This window comes from Streptomyces polygonati (assembly GCF_042650325.1).
GTDB lineage: Bacteria > Actinomycetota > Actinomycetes > Streptomycetales > Streptomycetaceae > Actinacidiphila > Actinacidiphila polygonati.
In genome coordinates this window covers 269415-286775 of the sequence record NZ_JBHSBB010000008.1, presented here as the reverse complement: position 1 = coordinate 286775, position 17361 = coordinate 269415, and the positions used below count along the sequence as shown (strand labels likewise).

The window sequence follows — 17361 nt, the reverse complement described above, 5'->3', positions numbered from 1 at the left end:
TGCCGTGGGGGAAGCGGGGTGATCATCGGTGGCTGGGGAATTCACTGAACCGTTCAGGGACGGCCGGGGGCTCCGTGCGCGGGGCGGGCGACGGGTCGCCCGCGCCGGTGCGGCGCCACAGCGCCAGGCCGAGGCAGACCGCGGTGGCCGCCAGCGCCAGGGCAGCGGGCAGCCGGGACCAGGAGGTGCCCGCGATCGGGGCCTGCGCGACGAGGAAGACGACGGCGCAGGCGGCGGCCGCGATCAGCGGCGGCCCGAGCGGACGCGGGCCGGCCGGCGCGGTGACTCCGGCGGTCCACGGGTCGGTGACCAGCAGATAGGCGAGCAGCAGCGCGGTGACGCAGGCTGCGGTCCACAGCGGCGGGTCGGTCGCGGCGGCGATGGCCACCGACCCGGCGGCCAGCAGCGTGGACCGGCGGCGCAGCGCGATCCCCTGCCAGCGCAGCGCCGTCCTGATCGGGCGTTCGTCCGTCATCGGCGCGGCCCACCAGGCGACGACGGCCACCACCACGAGCAGCGCCCCGGCGGCGCCGGGCCCGTGGAAGGCCGCGAGCGGGTCGCAGGCGGCGACCGCCAGGGCCGTACCCAGACAGCGCGCGGTGAGCCGGTCCGCGGTGGGGTTCATCGGCTTCCTCCCTGGATACGGGTGCGCAGCAGCGGTGCCAGCGGCAGGTCGAGGCTCTCGCCCCGCTGGTGGGTGATCACCGCGATACCGCGTTCGGTGAGGGCGAATCGCATGGCGTCGCGGTCGGCGCGCCACAGCCGCAGAGCGAGTTCGGCCACGGGGTCACCGGGGTCGATCCGCGGCGCGCCGGTGGCGATCTCTACCACGACCAGCGGGTTGGCGCGGCCCCGGATCTGGTGCAGCACATCGAGGATCCGCTGGTCGGTGAGCGGCGTGAAGACGTACACCAGGGCGCCTTCGGGCAGCGCGGGCGGCGGCAGCCGGTTGAGTCCCGGGCTGCGGAAGGAGCGGTCCTTGCGCACCTCCAGCACGCTCTCCACGATGCGGTAGAAGTAGCCGTCGCCGCTGCCGGGCTGGAGCCAGCGGGTGGCGCCCCCCACCGAGACGACACCGACCCGGTCATGGGTGCGCAGATACGCGCGGACCAGTCCGGCGGCGGCCCGGAAGGTCTCGTCCAGCGAGGAAACGCCGGTCGCGGGGTCGGTGACGTCGGCCAGCACATCCAGCAGCACCACCGTGTCGGAGGCGCGTTCGGCGGCGAACTGGTGCAGTTGCAGGGAGCCGCGCCGGGTGGTGGCCGGCCAGTGGATACGCCGCTGCCGCTCGCCGCGCACATAGGGGTGGATCCCGATGACCTCGACCCCCTCACCGCGCTGGGTGGAGGTGTGTTCGCCCAGGCGCTGCGGCAGCCGGACCGGGATCGGTGTGACAGCGGCCGCCGAGGGCACGGGGAAGACCGCGATCTCGCCGAGGTCGGCGCGGACCGTGCGGCGGGCGAGGCCCCCCGCGTCGTAGAGGTCGATGTCGACCGTGCCCAGGCTCCAGCGGCCCCAGCGCCGGGCGGTCATCCGCAGCTCGATCAGGGAGCGGCCCACGGCGAGGTGGTCGAGGCGCACTCCGGGGCCCAGGGTGATCCCGGGGTCGAGCCGCCCGTCGCCGCCGTCGTGGGCGACGGTGATCCGGGCGACGACCTGCTCGCCCTCGAAGCAGCGCCGCGCCTCGACCTCGACGTCCGCCGTCATCCGGCGGGCCCGCGACTGGTGCGGCAGCGCGAGGGCGAGCAGCGTCAGCGGGCCGGCGGCCAGCGCCAGCAGCCAGGGCCGGCCGGTGACGAGCGCGGCGGCGAGGGCGACGGCGGCCACCGTGCCGTAGCGCAGGGTCCGTTCCCCGGCCCGCCAGCCGGCGGCGGGCGGCGGCGGTGGCTCGGAGGGCGCCTCGGCCTCGGACTGCGGTCCGCCCAGGGCCCGTTCGACCGCGGTCGGGGGGCGCCGCGGGCTCATGAGGCGACCGCGGCGCGCGGCAGCGTCTGCGGCGCCGGCACGGACTGGACGACCTCCCGGATCACGTCGTCGGCGTCGATCTGCCGTACCCACAGCTCGGGCTTGAGGGTGACGCGGTGGGCGAGCGCGGGCACGGCGACGGTCTTGACGTCCTCGGGGGTGACGTAGTCCCGCAGGGCGAGTACGGCCCGGGCCCGGGCGAGCTGCACCAGGGCCAGGCCGCCGCGGGGGGAGGCGCCGACCTGGATGTGCTGGTGCGCGCGGGTGGCGCCGACCAGCGCGACCACGTACTCCAGCAGGTCGTCCTCGACCTCGACCCGCTCGACGGCGGCCCGCATGGCCAGCACCTCGCCGGGACCGCTCAGGGTGCGCAGCACCGCCTCGGGCGCGGCGCGGTCGAGGCGGCCCCGCAGCATGCCGGCCTCCTCGGCAGCGGTCAGATAGCCCATCCGCACCCGCAGCAGGAACCGGTCGAGCTGGGCCTCGGGCAGCGTGTAGGTGCCCTCGTACTCGATGGGATTGGCGGTGGCGATCACCACGAACGGGTCCGGCAGCGGGCGGGTGCTGCCGTCGATGGTCACCTGGGCCTCGGCCATCGCCTCCAGCAGTGCCGCCTGGGTCTTGGGCGGGGTGCGGTTGATCTCGTCGGCGAGCAGCAGGTGGGCGAAGACCGGTCCGGGGCGGAAGACCATGTCGCCGTCGCGCTGGTCGTAGAAGGGCGCGCCGGTGACATCGGAGGGCAGCAGGTCGGGGGTGAACTGTATGCGCCGGAAGTCCAGCCCGAGGGTGGTGGCGAAGGAGCGGGCAAGCAGCGTCTTGCCCAGGCCCGGCAGGTCCTCGATCAGCACATGGCCGCCGGCCAGGATGCCGAGCATCACCAGGGCCAGCGGTTCCGGCTTGCCGACCACGGCGGTACGGATCTCGGCGAGCACCTGCTCGGCCCGCTCCCCGGCCTGGCGCGGGGTCAGGGCGTCATGGCCGCTGGGGTACTGGGGACTGGTCACGGTCGGGTCCTTACTCTGCCTGGTCACGGTGGCCGGTGGCCTGGTCGGGGTGGGTGGCGGCATGCTCGGCGGGCTCGGTCCGCCCGGGCTCCGTCCGGTCCGCCCGCTCCGTCTGGTCCTCCCGCTCCGCCCACTCGTCGGCGACGGGGCGCGTGGGGGTGTCCAGCGCTTCCAGCCGGTCGAGCAGCGCGCGGAGCACGGGTTCGGTCAGCGCGGAGGCGGGCGGCGGCCCGGACGGGTCGATCCAGGGCCACAGCTCCGCGCCGACCAGGGCGCGGGCGCGTCGCGGGTCGCGTCGCGCGTCCACACCGTGCCGCTCGGCGAGACGGGCCGCGAACAGCCGCTCCAGCTGCGGGCGTACGGTCGTCGCGACGTACACATCGCTGTCGGGGCCGAGTCCCCGGCCGACGATCCACTCCCACTCGCCGAGCGCGGGGGCGCGGGTGCCGAGCAGCTTCACCGATCTGCGGTAGCCGCTGTCCTGGGCGCCGCCGCCGACGGCGTACCGGGCGATGAACAGCCCGGCGGCGGTGAGCAGGGCCGCTCCGAGGGCGGCGGCCGCCGCGCCGTCGGTGAGGGCGAGCAGCAGCACGGCGGCCACGCCGATCCCGCCGAGCAGGGTCACAGAGTGGCGGACCGAGCCGGGCTCGGCCCTGCTCACCGCCGCCGGGGTCTCGTCCGGCGGCGGCCTGTCCGCCAGGACGGTGCCGACCGGGGCCGGCTCCCGGCGCGCGGTCCGCCGCGCCGTCGTGTCCTGCCGCGCCTCGGGTCGCGGTATCCCCTGCTGCGGAGGCTTCCGTGGCGGCTTCTGCGGCGGTGTCGTCACGGGGATGCCTCCGCGGTCGCCCGGTCGGCGTCGGGTCTGCCGCCGTCGGGTCGGTGGGCTTCGAGTCGGGCGGCGATGTCGGTGAGCGCGGCGGCGGCCCGGTCCCGGTGACCGGCGTCCATCGGGTGCGTGGAGTAGCGGGCCTCACGGAAGAGTTCGGTCAGCGCCGAGGCGCTGGTGCCGGTGAGCAGACCGCTGCCCGTGACGCGTGCCAGCAGGTCGTGGGGGCTGTCGGAGGCTTTCCTGGCCACCCCGGAGGCGGCGAGGGAGCGCTCCATGGCCGCGTAGCAGGCGATGACGGCGGCGCGTGCGTCGTCGCCGTCGAGCAGGGCGCGCCGCCCGGAGTCCACCGCTTCGGCGAGCCGGCGCTGTTCGTCGTCGATCACGCTGTAGGTGCCCACGGGCGGCGGCTCGGAGGACGGGCCCAGCAGCCGCCACAGGAGCACGGCGGCCACGACGACCAGGACGACGAACAGCGCGATGCCGATGCCGATCAGGATGTGCAGCAGAAGACCGAGGTCCATCTTGCCCCGCGACGACGTCCGGGGCCGGGTGAAGTGGGGCGGGGTCGGTTCTCCCAGCGAGATCCGCGGCTTGCCCGGGGGCTCGGGATTCGGCGCGGCGCCGCTGCCCGCCCGGGACCGGTGCAGGCTCAGCGCCAGGACCGGGACGGCGATCGGCAGCACGAAGAACGCGTACCGCACGGTCTCGGCGAGCCGCGACTCGACCGGGCCGAGTACGAGGTCGGACCGGGCCCGGCTCCGGTAGCGGGCGCCGAGCCAGAATCCGCCCACGGCCCAGACCAGCGACAGCAGGACGACGACGCCGGTGCTCCCGCCGAGCGGTCCGGTCCCCTTCCCGTAGCCGCCGCCAGGCCTCAGCAGTAGCGCTCCCAGCGCCGCTCCGGCGACGACCACCACGGCCAGCGCGGCCTGCCCGAGGCCTACTCCCCCAGCTCCGCCACGTGAAACCGGCTCCCGCCCCACCAGCCCGCCCTTCGTCACCGGTCGGCAGCTTCCCATACGAACCCCCGGCTGTCAGTACGGCCCCCGCCGGGCGCCGCCGCCCCCGGCTGCGGGCGGCCGCACATTGGGCTATCCAGGAAGGGAGTGTTTTCTCGGGGGCGTCGCCGGAAAGGTCAGCCATGCCGTCCACGCGCCAGCCGCTCACCCCTGCCGTGCTCGCCGAGCTGCGCCGACCCCGCAAATACCCCGCGGTGTCGGTGCTGCTCCCCACCCACCGGCGCGAGCCGGACAACGCGCAGGACCCGGTACGGCTGCGCAACCTGCTGGAGGAGGCCAAGGAGGCCGTGCACAACGACCCGGAGGTCTCCAGGACCGACCGGATCGACGTCATCGGGCAGCTCGACCAGGCACTGGCCGAGGTCGACCTGGTGCACAGCGAGGAGGGGCTGGCGATCTTCGCGGCGCCCGGCGAGCACCACATATGGTCGCTCGGCCGTCCGGTGCCGGCCCGGGTCCTGCTCGCCCAGACCTTCCTGACCCGCAACCTGGTGGCCGCCTACTCCGCGAACCAGCCCTACTGGGTGCTCGCCCTGGACTCCCGGGTGGCCACGCTGTGGAGCGGCGGCCGGCAGCACACCCCGGTGCCGGTGTCCGACGAGGTGTCCGCCGCCTTTCCGCTGCGCCGCCCGGAGGCGGACTTCGACCCGGAGCGGCAGGAGCGGATCGGCGACCAGCCCAGCACGTTCAGTGACGAGGCGACCCACCGCTTCCTGCGGGAGATCGGTGAGGCGGTCGGCGCCGTGCAGGCCGCCGCCCGGCGACCGCTCTACGTCGTCGGCGAGATGGAGGCGCTGGCCGCGCTGGACGAGGCGGGGCCGATGCTGGCGGAGGCGGTGGCCAGGGTGGCGCGGGGCGGGCTGGCCGAGGGTCCCGGCGAGGCCCTGGGCCGGGCGGTGCGGGACGCCGACCGGGCCAGGGACGAGGCGGCCGTCGCCGCCGTACTGGCGGACCTGAACCGGGCCCGGGGCCGCAAGTCCTTCGCCGGCGGGGTGGACGAGGTGTGGCAGTCGGTCTCCGAGGGGCGGGTCGGACTCGTCGCCATCGAGGACGGCTACCGTACGACCGTCCGCGACAACGGCGAGCACCTGGTCCCCGCCGGGCCCGACGAGCGGGGCGCCCGGGACGACATCGTGGACGAGATCGCCGAGCAGGCCCTGGACACCGGCGCGCGGGTCCGGTTCGTGCCCGACGACGCGCTGGCGGACGTGGGGCGGATCGCGGCGGTGCTGCGCTACTGAGCGCGCGCGGGCGGCGAGTCCCCCGGGCGTCCCACCATGGCGGTCCGCTCCGCGTGGTGCCCGCCTCCCGGCGGGCACCACGCACGGGTACGGCCGGTCAGCCGCAGGCCGCCGCGCACACCGCGGCCGGCCGCGGCGCGCCGGAGACGGGCTCGGCCCGGTGCCGGACGAACGCCCGGACATGGCGCAGCATCCGGTATTCGTAGCGGGCACCCCGGCTTACCTGGAGCAGCGAGGCGTCGGCCAGCTCGGCGAGCAGGCACACCGCCTCGGTGCCGCTGAACTCCGGTTCCAGCGAGGCGGATTCGAGCCCGTCGCTGGCCACCGGCTCGGGCCGCTCGGCGAGCCGGAGCATGAACTGCCGCTGGCGCGCGGTGAGCATCCCCCAGCTCCATTCGAGACTGCCGCGCATCGATCGCTGGTGCGGCAGCGCCGACACGTCGGGCACACCGAGCAGTTCCAGTACCTGATCCGGCCGGAGCAGCGCGGACACCGGGACGCTGCGCAGCCAGTAGGCGGCGAACTCGATGAGCCGCGGTACGCAGTCCAGTTCGCGGCACAGCTCGCGTACCCGCGCGGGCGAGCCCGCGAGGTCGTCGGTGAGCGAATTGCTCGCGAGCCGGCGGGACATCAGCTCCACCGCGCTGTCCAGGGGCAGCGGTCTGGTCTCCCAGATGCGCGCCTCGGCCAGGGCGGGGGGCCGCCGGGTGGTGACGACGATCCGCGCGTCCGGCCAGGCGCCGCGGAGCTGCTCCACGAGCAGGGCGGTGGTCTGGGGCAGGTGCTCGGCGGTGTCGAGCACGAGCAGGGCCGGACCGGTGCCGGGCGGCTGCCGCTCGTCGCCGAGCAGTTCGGCGACGGAGTGCCCGGCGGCGGCGAGGGCACCGGGGCCGTCACCGCCCGGGACGCCGTGGACGCCCGGATCCCGGATGCCGGGACCCGGGCCGCCGATGCCGTGGGCGACCGGCCCCGAGCCGCCACCGCCGTCCCCGACGGTCCCGTGCCCGACGGCGCCGCCACCGCCGTCCCCGACGGTCCCGTGCCCGACGGCGCCGTTACCGGCGGCGCCGCCCACCGCGCCGGTCACCGCGATCCGGCCGAGCTGGGCGACCGCGATACCGCCGGGGAACTCCGCCGCCGTCCGTTCCGCCACCGCCAGCGCCAGCCGCGACTTGCCGATACCGCCCGGCCCGGTGATCACGGTGACGGGGTGGCCGGTGACGATGTCGCAGAGCCGGTCGAGGTCGCTGTCGCGGCCGACCAGGCTCGTCCTGGGCGGCCGTGGACCGCGCCAGCGGCTCGGCCGGCCGGCCGCGGCTGCGGGTCCGAGTCTGCGGACCCCCACCGGCGCGCCGGGCGCCGGGGACGCCGGCCCGCGGGCCCGGCCCTGGTCGCCGCTCTGCTGGACCCGGACGGCGCCGTTCCCGCTTCCGCTCCCGTGACCGTTTCCGGCCCCGTGCAGGCCGCTGTTCCCCGCGGCGTTCGCGGCACCGTTCCCGATACCGTTACCGGTACTGTTCCCGGCCCCGTTCCCCGGGCCGTTCCCGCCGGGGTGGAAGGCGCCACCGCCGCCGGGGATCGGCCCACCGGCGCTGTTCCCCCGCCGTTCGGGATCGAGTACGGAGAACAGCAGATCGAGGGAGCTGCGGCGCGGGCTCTGCACCCGGCCCCGCTCCAGATTCCGTATGGTGCGCACACTGATCCCGGACCGCTCGGACAGCTCTTCCTGCGTCCAGCCGCGCTGGTTTCGTAAGGCGAGCAGTAAGTCGTTTCTCATACCGGCCCCTCGGCGAGGAGCGGGGTGACGGTGACTTTCCCGCTTACCGGTCTGGACCTCTGACACCACGGCCCGACTTCTACTGACACTTTTTATGCCCCCTGGTCGCTCGCCATGCCTGTCGGCACTTGCGCTCGCGGACGTGCGCCGAAGGCGAAACGCAAAGGGTCCCCGTCCCTCGCGCCGCACGGCGGCCGGCCGTCTGCATCATGGCATGGCGGATCAAGCGCGGACGAGTGCCGCCGTGCAACCGGTTTTCCCTCCGCACTTCCGCTCAGCGGGGCGCGACTCGAACGTCTGACCTGTGGTGATTACGTTGAATCCAGCCATGCGAACAGCCGGTCAACAGCCTCCACTTGGTAAATATTTTACTCTACCCGCATAGCGGGGTCGCACCGCCCGACGCCCCACGACGCTTCACCGGTATCAGTAGTGGAGCAGCGCGGTGGTTCCGCCCGTGGTGCCGATAGCGATGTGCGGCTTGGCGCCGGGCTTGAGCCAGGCCAGGACGCGGTTCATCGCGGCGGCCGGCACCGATACGCAACCGGCCGTCGCCCCGCTGCCGTTGACATGCAGAAAGATCCCGGCGCCGCGGCCCTTGACCGGCTTGGCGTAATTGAAGTCGATGACGACCGCGTGCGCGTACTGGGTCGGATAGTCCGCGAGCTGCTCCGACTCGCTCGCCCGGCAGTCCTTGGGCAGCGGGCTCACCCAGCGGTTGTACGAGGCGGAGGCGACGTCCTCGCACCACCACGAGGTGCTGGTGACCGGACGGTAGGCCAGGGTGGTGCCGGCCGGGGCGGCGGCGTTGCCGAAGGCGAAGGGCAGCCCGAACAGGCCGGTGGGCGTGGTGCTGGTGTTCTGCTTGCGGGCGGCGCCCTCGACGAGCCCCTTGGCACCGAAACGGGCCGGGGTGCTGCCCACCTCCTTCCAGGTGGCGCCGCTCTTCTCCCACTGCACGAGCGTGCCGGTGGTCGAGGCCAATGTCGGCGCGGTGACGGTGAGGAGCTGGGTGCCGCCGCCGGTGTCGCGCATCAGGCGCGGCAGCGGGAACTGCGTCCGCGGGGCGGTGACCGCCGCCGCGCCGGCCGAGCCGACGGTGAGGGCCGCCGTCACGGCGGCGGCAGCGGTCAGCGCGACAGGGGTGCGGCTACGCACGGGGGCCTCCAGCTCGGGCACGAGGACGCGTCGGTCGGAGTCTGCCAGCGACCGGCGCGCCGCGCGCCCGGAACGCGTCCCCGCCAATTCCCCGGTACCCGCCCGGCGCACAGTGACGGGGCCGCGAGGGCCGGCCGACGACCGCCGCCGGGCACAAAGGAGCCCCGGCCGGGACGGGGGGACCAGGCCGGGGCAGTTCATGGGCGGACGGGACGCACCCGCCTCGCGTTGTTAGTTTAACACTCAATGAGCGTAGTCGAAGCCACTCGGCTCGGCGGAGCTGGGCTCCGGCGAGGCGGGCACCGGCGCGGCCGCCGGAAGGGCCGGGCGGGCCGGCACCGAGGAGCCGAGCAGGTCGCAGAACTTGCGCCCGTCGATCGGCAGGTCCCGCCGCCAGGCCATCGCGATCAGCGGGCCGAGCAGCAGCAGGCCCGCGCTGAGCGAGCTGGTGACCGACAGCCGGACCAGGGTGCCTTCCGCGTGCGGGAGGAGGTCGAAGGCGTAGAGCGGCACCTGGGTGCCCAGCGGGCTCCACATCCGCTGGCCGCGGAAGGCTATCCGGCGGCAGGGCTCGTAGTCCGCGCAGACCAGCCGGTGCGGCCGGCGCCGCCCGGGATAGCGGTAGGAGTACATCGCCTTGCGGCCGGGCTGCACGAACGCCTTGTCGACCGAGGCCACCCCCGAGCTCCACAGCGCGAGATTGCGGGCATCGGCGAGAAAGTCGAAGACCTCAGTGGCCGGCCGTGGCACGAACACGTTCGTGGAAACGCTCGGCATCACAAACCTCCCCGTTAGCGGCGTGGGCGGCTGAGCACGCGAGGCGCGGACCGGGACCGGCGGCGGGGCGCCGGGCGGGCGAGCCGCCTGATTCACTCCTCTTCCGAAAGCGTGCCTCGCAAATGGGCTCATGTCGTGGCAATGAGTCCATTCGGGTGAGAGATGCATCGCGCTCGGGGATAGGGGTGGCGGCGCGGGGTCGATAGCCTTTGCCGCGTGGAAGAACACCAGGTCCCCGCGTACTTCGAGCGCGGCACCGACGGGCCCAAGGTCATCCTCGCCGGACTGGACGGCTCGGACTCGTCCTGGCGAGCCGCCGCCTACGCGTCAGGACTCGCGCGGCGGCAGAACGCCCTGCTCGCGCTGGTGTACGTACAGCCCTATCTGGCGGGTGGCGCGGCGCTCGGCGTCCCGGTGTCGGACACGGACACCGGGATCGCCGAGCAGTTGCTGGCGGAGATACGGGACGCGGTGGCCCGGGTGGGGAACACCTTCCGGGTGCGCTGGGAGTTCCACACCTTCCGCGGCGACCCCTACAACGGACTGGCGACCGCCGCCGACCAGCTGACCGCGGACGCCGTGGTGGTCGGCTCCTCGGAGCAGGCAGGGCACCGGCTGGTCGGGTCGGTCGCCGTCCGGCTGGTGAAGGCCGGCAAGTGGCCGGTCACGGTCGTGCCGTGACCGCCGGGGCGTACTTGTAGCCGACCCGGCGGACCGTCACGATGCTGCCCCGGTGCGCGGCGCCGAGCTTGCGGCGCAGCCGGGCGACATGGACGTCCACGGTGCGGCCGTCACCGACGTGACCGTAGCCCCACACGGTGGTGACCAGCTGGTCGCGGGAGTGCACCCGGTGCGGGTGGGCCACCAGGTGGGCCAGCAACTCGAACTCCAGGTAGGTGAGTTCGAGCTGGCGGCCGTCCACGACGGCGGTACGGCGCTCGCCGTCGATCCTGACCGGCGCGTCGTCGGGCACGTCGGGCGCCCCGGCGCCCTCCGCGGGATCCGCGGCCTCCGGCGGCAGTATCGCGGTGGCGGGCGGCCCGGCCCGGCCGGCCTCCGCCGGTACGAGCACGAGGTAACCGACCATCGGGGCGCCGCCGGAGACGGCGGCCAGCACATGCCCGGGGGCCGGCATCCAGGTGGCGCCGGGCGGCAGGAAGTCGGGGGCGGGCGGCGCCTCGTCGGGGCCGACGGCGCGCAGCCGCTGCCGGGCGGCGTCGGCGCGTGAGGGGGGAGCGGGGACCGGCAGGGGCGGGAACTGGGAGACGTTCGGCATGGGTTCGGCTCTTTCGCGCGAAGGGTCGTCGGACGACGTATTGCGCGGGACCGGACGCTGATGCGTGCCGTAGAAGGGCAGGTCAGCGGGCGACGCGGGTCCGCGCGGGGATCGCGCGGCAACACCAGCGGTCGAAGTGCTGCTCCTGCCGGGACGGCCAGAAGGGCTCCAGGTCGTATCGACCCGTCCCGATGTCAGTAGTGCTGGCCATGCCCCTATTGAACCAGACGCCGTGCCCGCCGCGTCAGGGCCGGGACGAGGTCGCGGCGTGGAAGAGGTCACACGGGGAGTCCACGCACGGTCAGCGAGTCCACGCACGGTCAGCCGGTCGCACTGCCGCGGGGCATACGACCGGCGGTGCGGCGTACGCGGCGATTCGCCCGCTTGTCCGGGCCGCCGGGAAACGGCCCGCGACGGCCGGCGGCACCCACCGCACCGAGCGGAAAGAGACCGGGTCTAGTCTGGTGCGGCCGGACCAGAAGGAGTTCCCCATGCAGATCAACCAGGTGCTCGACCTCGCGGTGAGCGACAGTGCCGGCCCCGGGCCGGTGATGCGCAGCATCATCGTGATCGCGGTGGTCGGCGGCGTTCTGATCGCCTGGTTCGTGCTGCGCGGCTACCGCGACAACGACTGAGCCCCGGGCGGCCCGCCGGACCCGCCGCTAAGGACAGCGCTCGCCGAACTTGACCGCGGTGAACATCACCGGCTGTCCGTTCAGCCGGGTGCCGGCCGCCGGCTTCTGGGTGCAAATCCTCCAGTTGGACCGCAGGACGATGACACGGTGGCCCGCCGCGTCGGAGGAGCCGATCGAGGTGTTCGACGGCAGGCTGTCCGCCGCGGTGTTCAGCGCCTTGCCGGTGAAGTCGGGCATCGTCGCGCCCGCCTTCGCGGGCGGCGTCCGGTCGGACCTCGGGCAGGACTCGGCGAGCTTGACCGAACCGAGGTCGATCTCGGTGCCGGCGGACACCTTCGTCCCGGCGGCGGGCTTCTGCGAGCAGACCTTCCAGTCCCGGTCGAGGATCTGATGCCGGCTCCGCCCGGCCGAGTCGTGGCTGGTGAGGTGGTGGAAGCCGGCGGCCTGTGCGGTGTCCTGCGCGGCCTGGAGCCCTTTGCCGACCAGGTCGGGGACCGTTCTGGCGGCCGCGGCGCCGGTGCTCCCGGACGTGGCCGCGCCCGGCCCCTGCGGATCGGTGGCGTGCGGATCGCAGCCGGTCACCGCGGCCGCGACCGCCGCGATCAGGACGATGGCGGCGGCGGGGCCTCGGGTACGCATACGGTCGTCCCCCTCGGTGCGGATGGGCTCGGCGGGGTGCTGCTCGGCGCGGTCCTGGGTCCGAGCCTGGCAGTCCGGCCGGCCGGCCGTATCCGGCGCGCCGGGATTGTTACGAAACGCGCGGCGCGTGGTCGTGCGGCGGGGGGCCGGCGCTCCGGGCCCCCGCCGCCCCGCGGCCGGCTCAGCGGATGGGCAGCCCGGACAGGGTGCGGGCGATGACCAGGCGCTGGATCTCGCTGGTGCCCTCGAAGATGGTGTAGATGGCGCTGTCGCGGTGCATCCGCTCCACCGGGTACTCCCGGGTGAAGCCGTTGCCGCCGAGGATCTGGATGGCCTGGGCGGTGACCTTCTTGGCTGTCTCGCTGGCGAAGAGCTTCGACATCGAGCCCTCGGCCGAGGTGAAGGGCCTGCCGGCGGTGGCCATCCAGGAGGCGCGCCAGACCAGCAGCCGGGCCGCGTCGATCTGGGTCCGCATGTCCGTCAGCTGGAAGGCCACGCCCTGGTTGTCGATGATCGGCCGGCCGAACTGCTCACGGCCGACGGCGTACTCCAGGGCGTATTCGTAGGCGGCCCGCGCGGTGCCCACCGCCATGGCGCCGACGGCCGGGCGGGAGGCCTCGAAGGTGGCCATCGCCGCATTCTTCACCCGCTCGCCGCCGGTCGCGGCGCGCTCGCGGCTCCGGGCGAGCCGTTCGTCCAGCTTGTCCTTGCCGCCGAGCAGGCAGTGGCCGGGGACGCGGACGTCCGCCAGGACCACTTCGGCGGTGTGGGAGGCGCGGATGCCGTGCTTCTTGAACTTCTGGCCCTGCGACAGGCCGGGGGTGCCCGGCGGCACGATGAAGGAGGCGTGGCCCCTGGTGCCGAGTTCCGGGTCCACCACGGCGACCACCACGTGGATGTTGGCGATGCCGCCGTTGGTGGCCCAGGTCTTGGTGCCGTTGAGCACCCATTCGTCCTTGGCCCCGTCGTAGACCGCCCGGGTGCGCATGGCGCCGACGTCGGAGCCCGCGTCCGGCTCGGAGGAGCAGAAGGAGGCCACCTTCACATCGGCCGCGTCGCCGTACATCTGCGGGACCCAGGTGCCGATCTGCTCCTCGGTGCCGTTGGCGAGCACGCCCACGGCCGCCAGACCGGTGCCGACGATGGACAGCGCGATGCCCGCGTCGCCCCAGAAGAGCTCCTCCATGGTCATCGGGATGCCCAGGCCGGTGGGGTCGAAGAACTGCTGGGCGTAGAAGTCCAGGGAGTACAGGCCTATTTTGGCCGCCTCCTGGATGATGGGCCACGGCGTCTCCTCGCGTTCGTCCCACTCGGCGGCGGCCGGGCGCATCACATCGGCGGCGAAACCGTGGATCCACGCGCGCACGGACCGCTGGTCGTCGTTGAGATCGAGCGTGAAGTCGCCCATCGTCCCCTCCACGTGCTGGTTACTTGCGGTAACAGCAGTCTGTTACCCTCTGGTAGGCAATGTCAACTCCTCACCCGCGGAGCTGATCGGGACCGGCGGGGTGTTACGTTGCGCGGACCACCAGCAATCGAACAACCGGGGAGGCGAGGGTGGAGACCGGCCAGCGGCAGGACCAGCGCACGGCCACCGAGCGACGGCGCCAGGAACTGCTCGAAGCGGCCGACCGCGTCGTACTGCGGGACGGGCCCGAGGCGTCGATGAACGCCATCGCGGCCGAGGCGGGCATCACCAAGCCCATCCTCTACCGGCACTTCGGCGACAAGAGCGGTCTGTACCGGGCGCTGGCCAAGCGGCACACCGACGCCCTGCTCGCCACCCTGCGCGCCGCGCTGGACTCCCCCGGCGACCGCCGGGACCGCGTGGAGGCGACCCTGCACGCCTACCTGTCGGCGATCGAGACCCGCCCGCAGGTCTACCGCTTCCTGATGCACCCGGCCGAGACTCCGGCCGCCGACGGCGAGAAGGGCTTCGACGTCGGCCGGCACTCCGTCCCGCTGCTGCGCAGCATGGGCGAGGACCTCGCCGAGGTGATCGCCGAGCGGCTCGACCTCGGCCCGGACAGCCGCGAGGTGGCCAGGGCCTGGGGCCACGGCATCGTGGGCATGATGTACGCGGCCGGCGACTGGTGGCTCAGCGAACGCCCCGTCTCCCGCGACCAGTTGGTGCGCAGCCTGGCCGATCTGCTGTGGGGCCGGCTGGCGGCGGCCGGCGACCGCGCGGGCAGCCCGGGCCTGTGACGGCCCGGCGTCCCCGCCTCGTCTCCCTCGACCGTATCGGTCCCTAGCTCCGGGCCCCGTGCGCCCATGACGCCCGGCGGGCCGCCCACAGGGCGCGGGCCCGGCGGGGGCCGCGCAGGCGGTCGGTGAAGACGGTGCCCCCCAGGTGGTCGCACTCGTGCTGGAGGCAGCGCGCGAAGAAGCCGGTCCCGGTCACCGTCACGGGCTCGCCGAGCATGTCGAATCCCGCCAGCTCGATCTCGTCGTGGCGGCGGGTGCCCGACTCGATGCCCGGCAGCGACAGACAGCCCTCGGCGCCGGTGACCGTGACCCCGCCGACCCGGACCGGACGGGGATTGACCAGATGGCCGAGGTGGCGGCGGTCCTCGTCGTCCGGGCAGTCGTAGACGAACACGCGCAGCGGCACACCGATCTGGTTCGCGGCCAGGCCCACCCCGCCGGCCGCGTACATCGTGGCGAACATGTCCTCCACCAGCCGGACCAGCACGGCGCCGAACTCGGCGACCTCGGCGCAGGGCGTGTGCAGGGCGCTGTCGCCGAGCAGCCGGACCGGGTGGACGGCGCCGGCGCTGCCGGGGATGCTGCCATATCGCATGCGGGACAGAGTAGGCGCCCGTCGGGGCGGCGCGGTGCGGTCCCGGCGCGCGGAGTCGATAGGCTGGGCCGGAACCGGAAGTTGTCGGCCGCCGCGGCGGCGAGCAGGGGTGGAGGACCGGCCGCCGCAAGGGCAGCGGCGCGGCCGGAGTCGAGGAGGAACAGAGACGATGGCAGGCAACTCGGAGCCGCTGTCGCCGCGGGCCAAGCTGGCCGTGACGGCCGGCAAGGCCGCGGCCGCGGTGTCGCGTGCGGCGGGCAAGGGCAGCGGGTCGGTGATCGGCGGCAAGGTGGCGCTGAGGTTCGACCCCGACCTGCTGGCCAGGCTCGCCCGGCACCTGGACGTGGTGCTGGTGTCCGCCACCAACGGCAAGACGACCACCACCCGGCTGCTCGCCGAGGCGCTGCGCGCCAACGGCGCGGTGGTCTCCAACGCCCTGGGCGCGAACATGCCGGCCGGCATCACCTCCGCGCTGGCCGGCGGGTCGGAAGCGCGCTACGGCGTGATCGAGGTGGACGAGAAGTATCTGGCCGGTGTGGCCAGGGACGTGGCCCCCAAGGCCATCGCGCTGCTCAATCTGTCCCGCGACCAGCTGGACCGGGCCGCGGAGACCCGGATGCTCGCCGAGAAGTGGCGCGAGGGCCTGGCCGGCTCGGAGGCGATCATCATCGCCAACGCCGACGACCCGCTGATCACCTGGGCGGCCTCCTCCAGCCCCACCGTCGTCTGGGTCGCGGCAGGGCAGGAGTGGAAGGACGACGCCTGGTCCTGCCCGTCCTGCGGCGGGGTGCTCCAGCGCCCGTCCGAGGACTGGTTCTGCGCCGAGTGCGGCTTCCGCCGGCCCACCCCCACCTGGGCGCTGTCCGGTGACCACGTCATCGACCCGTACGGCGTCGCCTGGCCGATCCACCTCCAGCTGCCGGGGCGGGCCAACAAGTCCAACGCCGCGGTCTCGGCCGCCGCCGCCGCCGCGTTCGGGGTGGACCCCAAGATCGCTCTGGAGCGGATGTACAAGGTGCAGGCCGTCGCCGGGCGCTACGACGTGGTGTCGTACCGCCAGCGCGAGCTGCGGCTGCTGCTGGCGAAGAACCCGGCCGGCTGGCTGGAGACGTTCTCGCTGATCGACGGCCCGCCCACCCCGGTGATCCTGTCGGTGAACGCCCGCGGCGCGGACGGCACCGACACCTCCTGGCTGTGGGACGTGGACTACACCCGGCTGGCCGGCCACCCGATCATGGTGCTCGGGGACCGCAAGATGGACCTGGCGGTACGCCTGGAGGTCGCCGGGCTGCAGTTCCGGGTCTGCGCCGATCTGGACGAGGCGGTACGGTCGGCGCCGCAGGGCCGGATCGAGACCATCGCCAACTACACCGCCTTCCAGGACCTGCGCCGCCGCGTCGGCAACTGAGGAGAAGCACGTATGAGTGAGTCCAGCCTGCGCCTGGTGTGGGTCTACCCCGACCTGCTGAGCACCTACGGCGACCAGGGCAACGCGCTGGTGGTGGAGCGGCGGGCGCTGCAGCGCCGGGTGCCGGTCACCCGGGTCGACGTCCGGTCCGACCAGCCGATCCCCACCTCGGGCGACATCTATCTGATCGGCGGCGGCGAGGACCGGCCGCAGCGGCTGGCGGCCGAGCGGCTGCGCCGCGACGGCGGGCTGGGCCGCGCGGTCGCCAACGGCGCGATCGTCTTCTCGGTGTGCGCCGGCTACCAGATCCTGGGCCATGAGTTCATCAACGACCTGGGCCGCCCGGAGCCGGGCCTGGGCCTGCTGGACGTGGTGAGCACCCGCGGCGAGGGCGAGCGCTGCGTCGGCGACGTGCTGGCCGACATCGACCCGCGGCTGAGCCTGCCGCCGCTGACCGGCTTCGAGAACCACCAGGGTGTCACCCATCTCGGTCCGAGCGCCCGCCCGTTCGCCCGGCTGCGGGTCGGCAAGGGCAACGGCACCGGGGACGGCACCGAGGGCGCCTTCAACGACACGGTGTTCGGTACGTACATGCACGGGCCGGTGATGGCGCGCAATCCGCAGATCGGCGATCTGCTGATCAAGCTGGCGCTCGATGTCAACGCGCTGCCGCCGGTCGACGACCAGTGGTACGAGGCGCTGCGGAACGAGCGCATCGCGGCGGCGGTCCAGCCCGCCTGAGCCGCCCCGCGTCCCGCCGCGCCTCGCCCGGCCCCGTCACGCTGCGAAACCTTTTCCCGTCGTTCCGGTAATCGTCAGGTGTCCGCAGTCCG

The 17361-nt window shown here is 74.0% G+C and carries 19 protein-coding genes; 6 read left to right on the top strand and 13 right to left on the bottom strand.

The annotated features are described in order from the left end of the window. Nucleotides 1-22 precede the first annotated feature (22 nt). The 5 genes from ACFO3J_RS09925 to ACFO3J_RS09905 are packed head-to-tail and all read right to left on the bottom strand — an operon-like array spanning nt 23 to nt 4799. Entirely contained in the window at nt 23-625 is a 603-nt protein-coding gene (locus ACFO3J_RS09925) for a hypothetical protein (protein ID WP_386428176.1), read from the bottom strand. After that, nucleotides 622-1965 (bottom strand): DUF58 domain-containing protein, encoded by a 1344-nt coding sequence (locus tag ACFO3J_RS09920; protein WP_386428175.1) that lies wholly within the window; start codon nt 1963-1965, stop codon nt 622-624. The genes ACFO3J_RS09925 and ACFO3J_RS09920 overlap by 4 nt, the downstream gene beginning before the upstream one ends. Beyond that, nucleotides 1962-3032 (bottom strand): AAA family ATPase, encoded by a 1071-nt coding sequence (locus ACFO3J_RS09915; protein WP_386428172.1) that lies wholly within the window; start codon nt 3030-3032, stop codon nt 1962-1964. Before ACFO3J_RS09915 ends, ACFO3J_RS09920 begins: the two co-directional genes overlap by 4 nt. Further along, nucleotides 2980-3795, bottom strand: coding sequence for a hypothetical protein (locus ACFO3J_RS09910; RefSeq protein WP_386428170.1), 816 nt, complete (start codon nt 3793-3795; stop codon nt 2980-2982). The genes ACFO3J_RS09915 and ACFO3J_RS09910 overlap by 53 nt, the downstream gene beginning before the upstream one ends. Next, nucleotides 3792-4799 (bottom strand): DUF4129 domain-containing protein, encoded by a 1008-nt coding sequence (locus ACFO3J_RS09905; RefSeq protein ID WP_386428169.1) that lies wholly within the window; start codon nt 4797-4799, stop codon nt 3792-3794. Before ACFO3J_RS09905 ends, ACFO3J_RS09910 begins: the two co-directional genes overlap by 4 nt. 140 nt (nt 4800-4939) lie before the next feature. On the opposite strand from ACFO3J_RS09905, the gene ACFO3J_RS09900 reads away from it, so the two are divergent. Continuing rightward, nucleotides 4940-6058 (top strand): baeRF3 domain-containing protein, encoded by a 1119-nt coding sequence (locus ACFO3J_RS09900; protein ID WP_386428167.1) that lies wholly within the window; start codon nt 4940-4942, stop codon nt 6056-6058. Nucleotides 6059-6155: 97 nt separating this feature from the next. Here ACFO3J_RS09900 and ACFO3J_RS09895 read toward each other — a convergent pair whose 3' ends face one another. The 3 genes from ACFO3J_RS09895 to ACFO3J_RS09885 all read right to left on the bottom strand — a co-directional run bounded on the left by ACFO3J_RS09895 (nt 6156) and on the right by ACFO3J_RS09885 (nt 9770). Next, nucleotides 6156-7835 carry a helix-turn-helix domain-containing protein gene (locus tag ACFO3J_RS09895; RefSeq protein WP_386428166.1) on the bottom strand — a complete coding sequence of 560 codons (1680 nt, stop codon included), beginning with the start codon at nt 7833-7835 and terminating at the stop codon, nt 6156-6158. 426 nt (nt 7836-8261) lie between these two features. Next, nucleotides 8262-8993 carry a L,D-transpeptidase family protein gene (locus ACFO3J_RS09890; RefSeq protein ID WP_386428164.1) on the bottom strand — a complete coding sequence of 244 codons (732 nt, stop codon included), beginning with the start codon at nt 8991-8993 and terminating at the stop codon, nt 8262-8264. Nucleotides 8994-9236: 243 nt separating this feature from the next. Beyond that, nucleotides 9237-9770, bottom strand: coding sequence for an SRPBCC family protein (locus ACFO3J_RS09885; protein WP_386428163.1), 534 nt, complete (start codon nt 9768-9770; stop codon nt 9237-9239). 216 nt (nt 9771-9986) lie between these two features. On the opposite strand from ACFO3J_RS09885, the gene ACFO3J_RS09880 reads away from it, so the two are divergent. Further along, nucleotides 9987-10451: a universal stress protein gene (locus tag ACFO3J_RS09880; protein WP_386428161.1), complete on the top strand. Its 465-nt coding sequence runs from the start codon at nt 9987-9989 to the stop codon at nt 10449-10451. On the opposite strand, the gene ACFO3J_RS09875 is transcribed toward ACFO3J_RS09880, so the two are convergent. Further along, a complete protein-coding gene (locus ACFO3J_RS09875) occupies nt 10435-11046 on the bottom strand; it encodes a winged helix-turn-helix domain-containing protein (RefSeq protein ID WP_386428159.1) in 612 nt (203 codons plus the stop codon). The two genes, ACFO3J_RS09880 and ACFO3J_RS09875, sit on opposite strands and share 17 nt — an antisense overlap. 82 nt (nt 11047-11128) lie before the next feature. Continuing rightward, a complete protein-coding gene (locus tag ACFO3J_RS09870; RefSeq protein WP_386428157.1) occupies nt 11129-11257 on the bottom strand; it encodes a hypothetical protein in 129 nt (42 codons plus the stop codon). 280 nt (nt 11258-11537) lie between these two features. Between ACFO3J_RS09870 and ACFO3J_RS09865 the strand changes: the two genes are divergently transcribed. Next, complete coding sequence (locus ACFO3J_RS09865) at nt 11538-11681, top strand: hypothetical protein (RefSeq protein WP_386428154.1); 144 nt, start codon at nt 11538-11540, stop codon at nt 11679-11681. A 27-nt stretch (nt 11682-11708) separates the two neighbouring features. On the opposite strand, the gene ACFO3J_RS09860 is transcribed toward ACFO3J_RS09865, so the two are convergent. Continuing rightward, nucleotides 11709-12320 carry a PASTA domain-containing protein gene (locus ACFO3J_RS09860; RefSeq protein WP_386428153.1) on the bottom strand — a complete coding sequence of 204 codons (612 nt, stop codon included), beginning with the start codon at nt 12318-12320 and terminating at the stop codon, nt 11709-11711. A gap of 181 nt (nt 12321-12501) precedes the next feature. Then, nucleotides 12502-13728 carry an acyl-CoA dehydrogenase family protein gene (locus tag ACFO3J_RS09855; protein WP_386428150.1) on the bottom strand — a complete coding sequence of 409 codons (1227 nt, stop codon included), beginning with the start codon at nt 13726-13728 and terminating at the stop codon, nt 12502-12504. 149 nt (nt 13729-13877) lie between these two features. Here ACFO3J_RS09855 and ACFO3J_RS09850 point away from each other — a divergent pair, with 149 nt between their 5' ends. Continuing rightward, entirely contained in the window at nt 13878-14525 is a 648-nt protein-coding gene (locus tag ACFO3J_RS09850; protein WP_386428149.1) for a TetR family transcriptional regulator, read from the top strand. 43 nt (nt 14526-14568) lie between these two features. Here ACFO3J_RS09850 and def read toward each other — a convergent pair whose 3' ends face one another. Then, entirely contained in the window at nt 14569-15120 is a 552-nt protein-coding gene (def, locus tag ACFO3J_RS09845) for a peptide deformylase (protein WP_386428148.1), read from the bottom strand. 169 nt (nt 15121-15289) lie between these two features. Here def and ACFO3J_RS09840 point away from each other — a divergent pair, with 169 nt between their 5' ends. Together ACFO3J_RS09840 and ACFO3J_RS09835 are read left to right on the top strand one after the other, a co-directional pair. Continuing rightward, nucleotides 15290-16528, top strand: coding sequence for a Mur ligase family protein (locus ACFO3J_RS09840; RefSeq protein WP_386428145.1), 1239 nt, complete (start codon nt 15290-15292; stop codon nt 16526-16528). Between the two features lie 12 nt (nt 16529-16540). Beyond that, nucleotides 16541-17269, top strand: a complete 729-nt coding sequence (locus ACFO3J_RS09835; protein WP_386428144.1) for a type 1 glutamine amidotransferase — start codon at nt 16541-16543, stop codon at nt 17267-17269. The last annotated feature ends 92 nt before the right edge of the window (nt 17270-17361 follow it).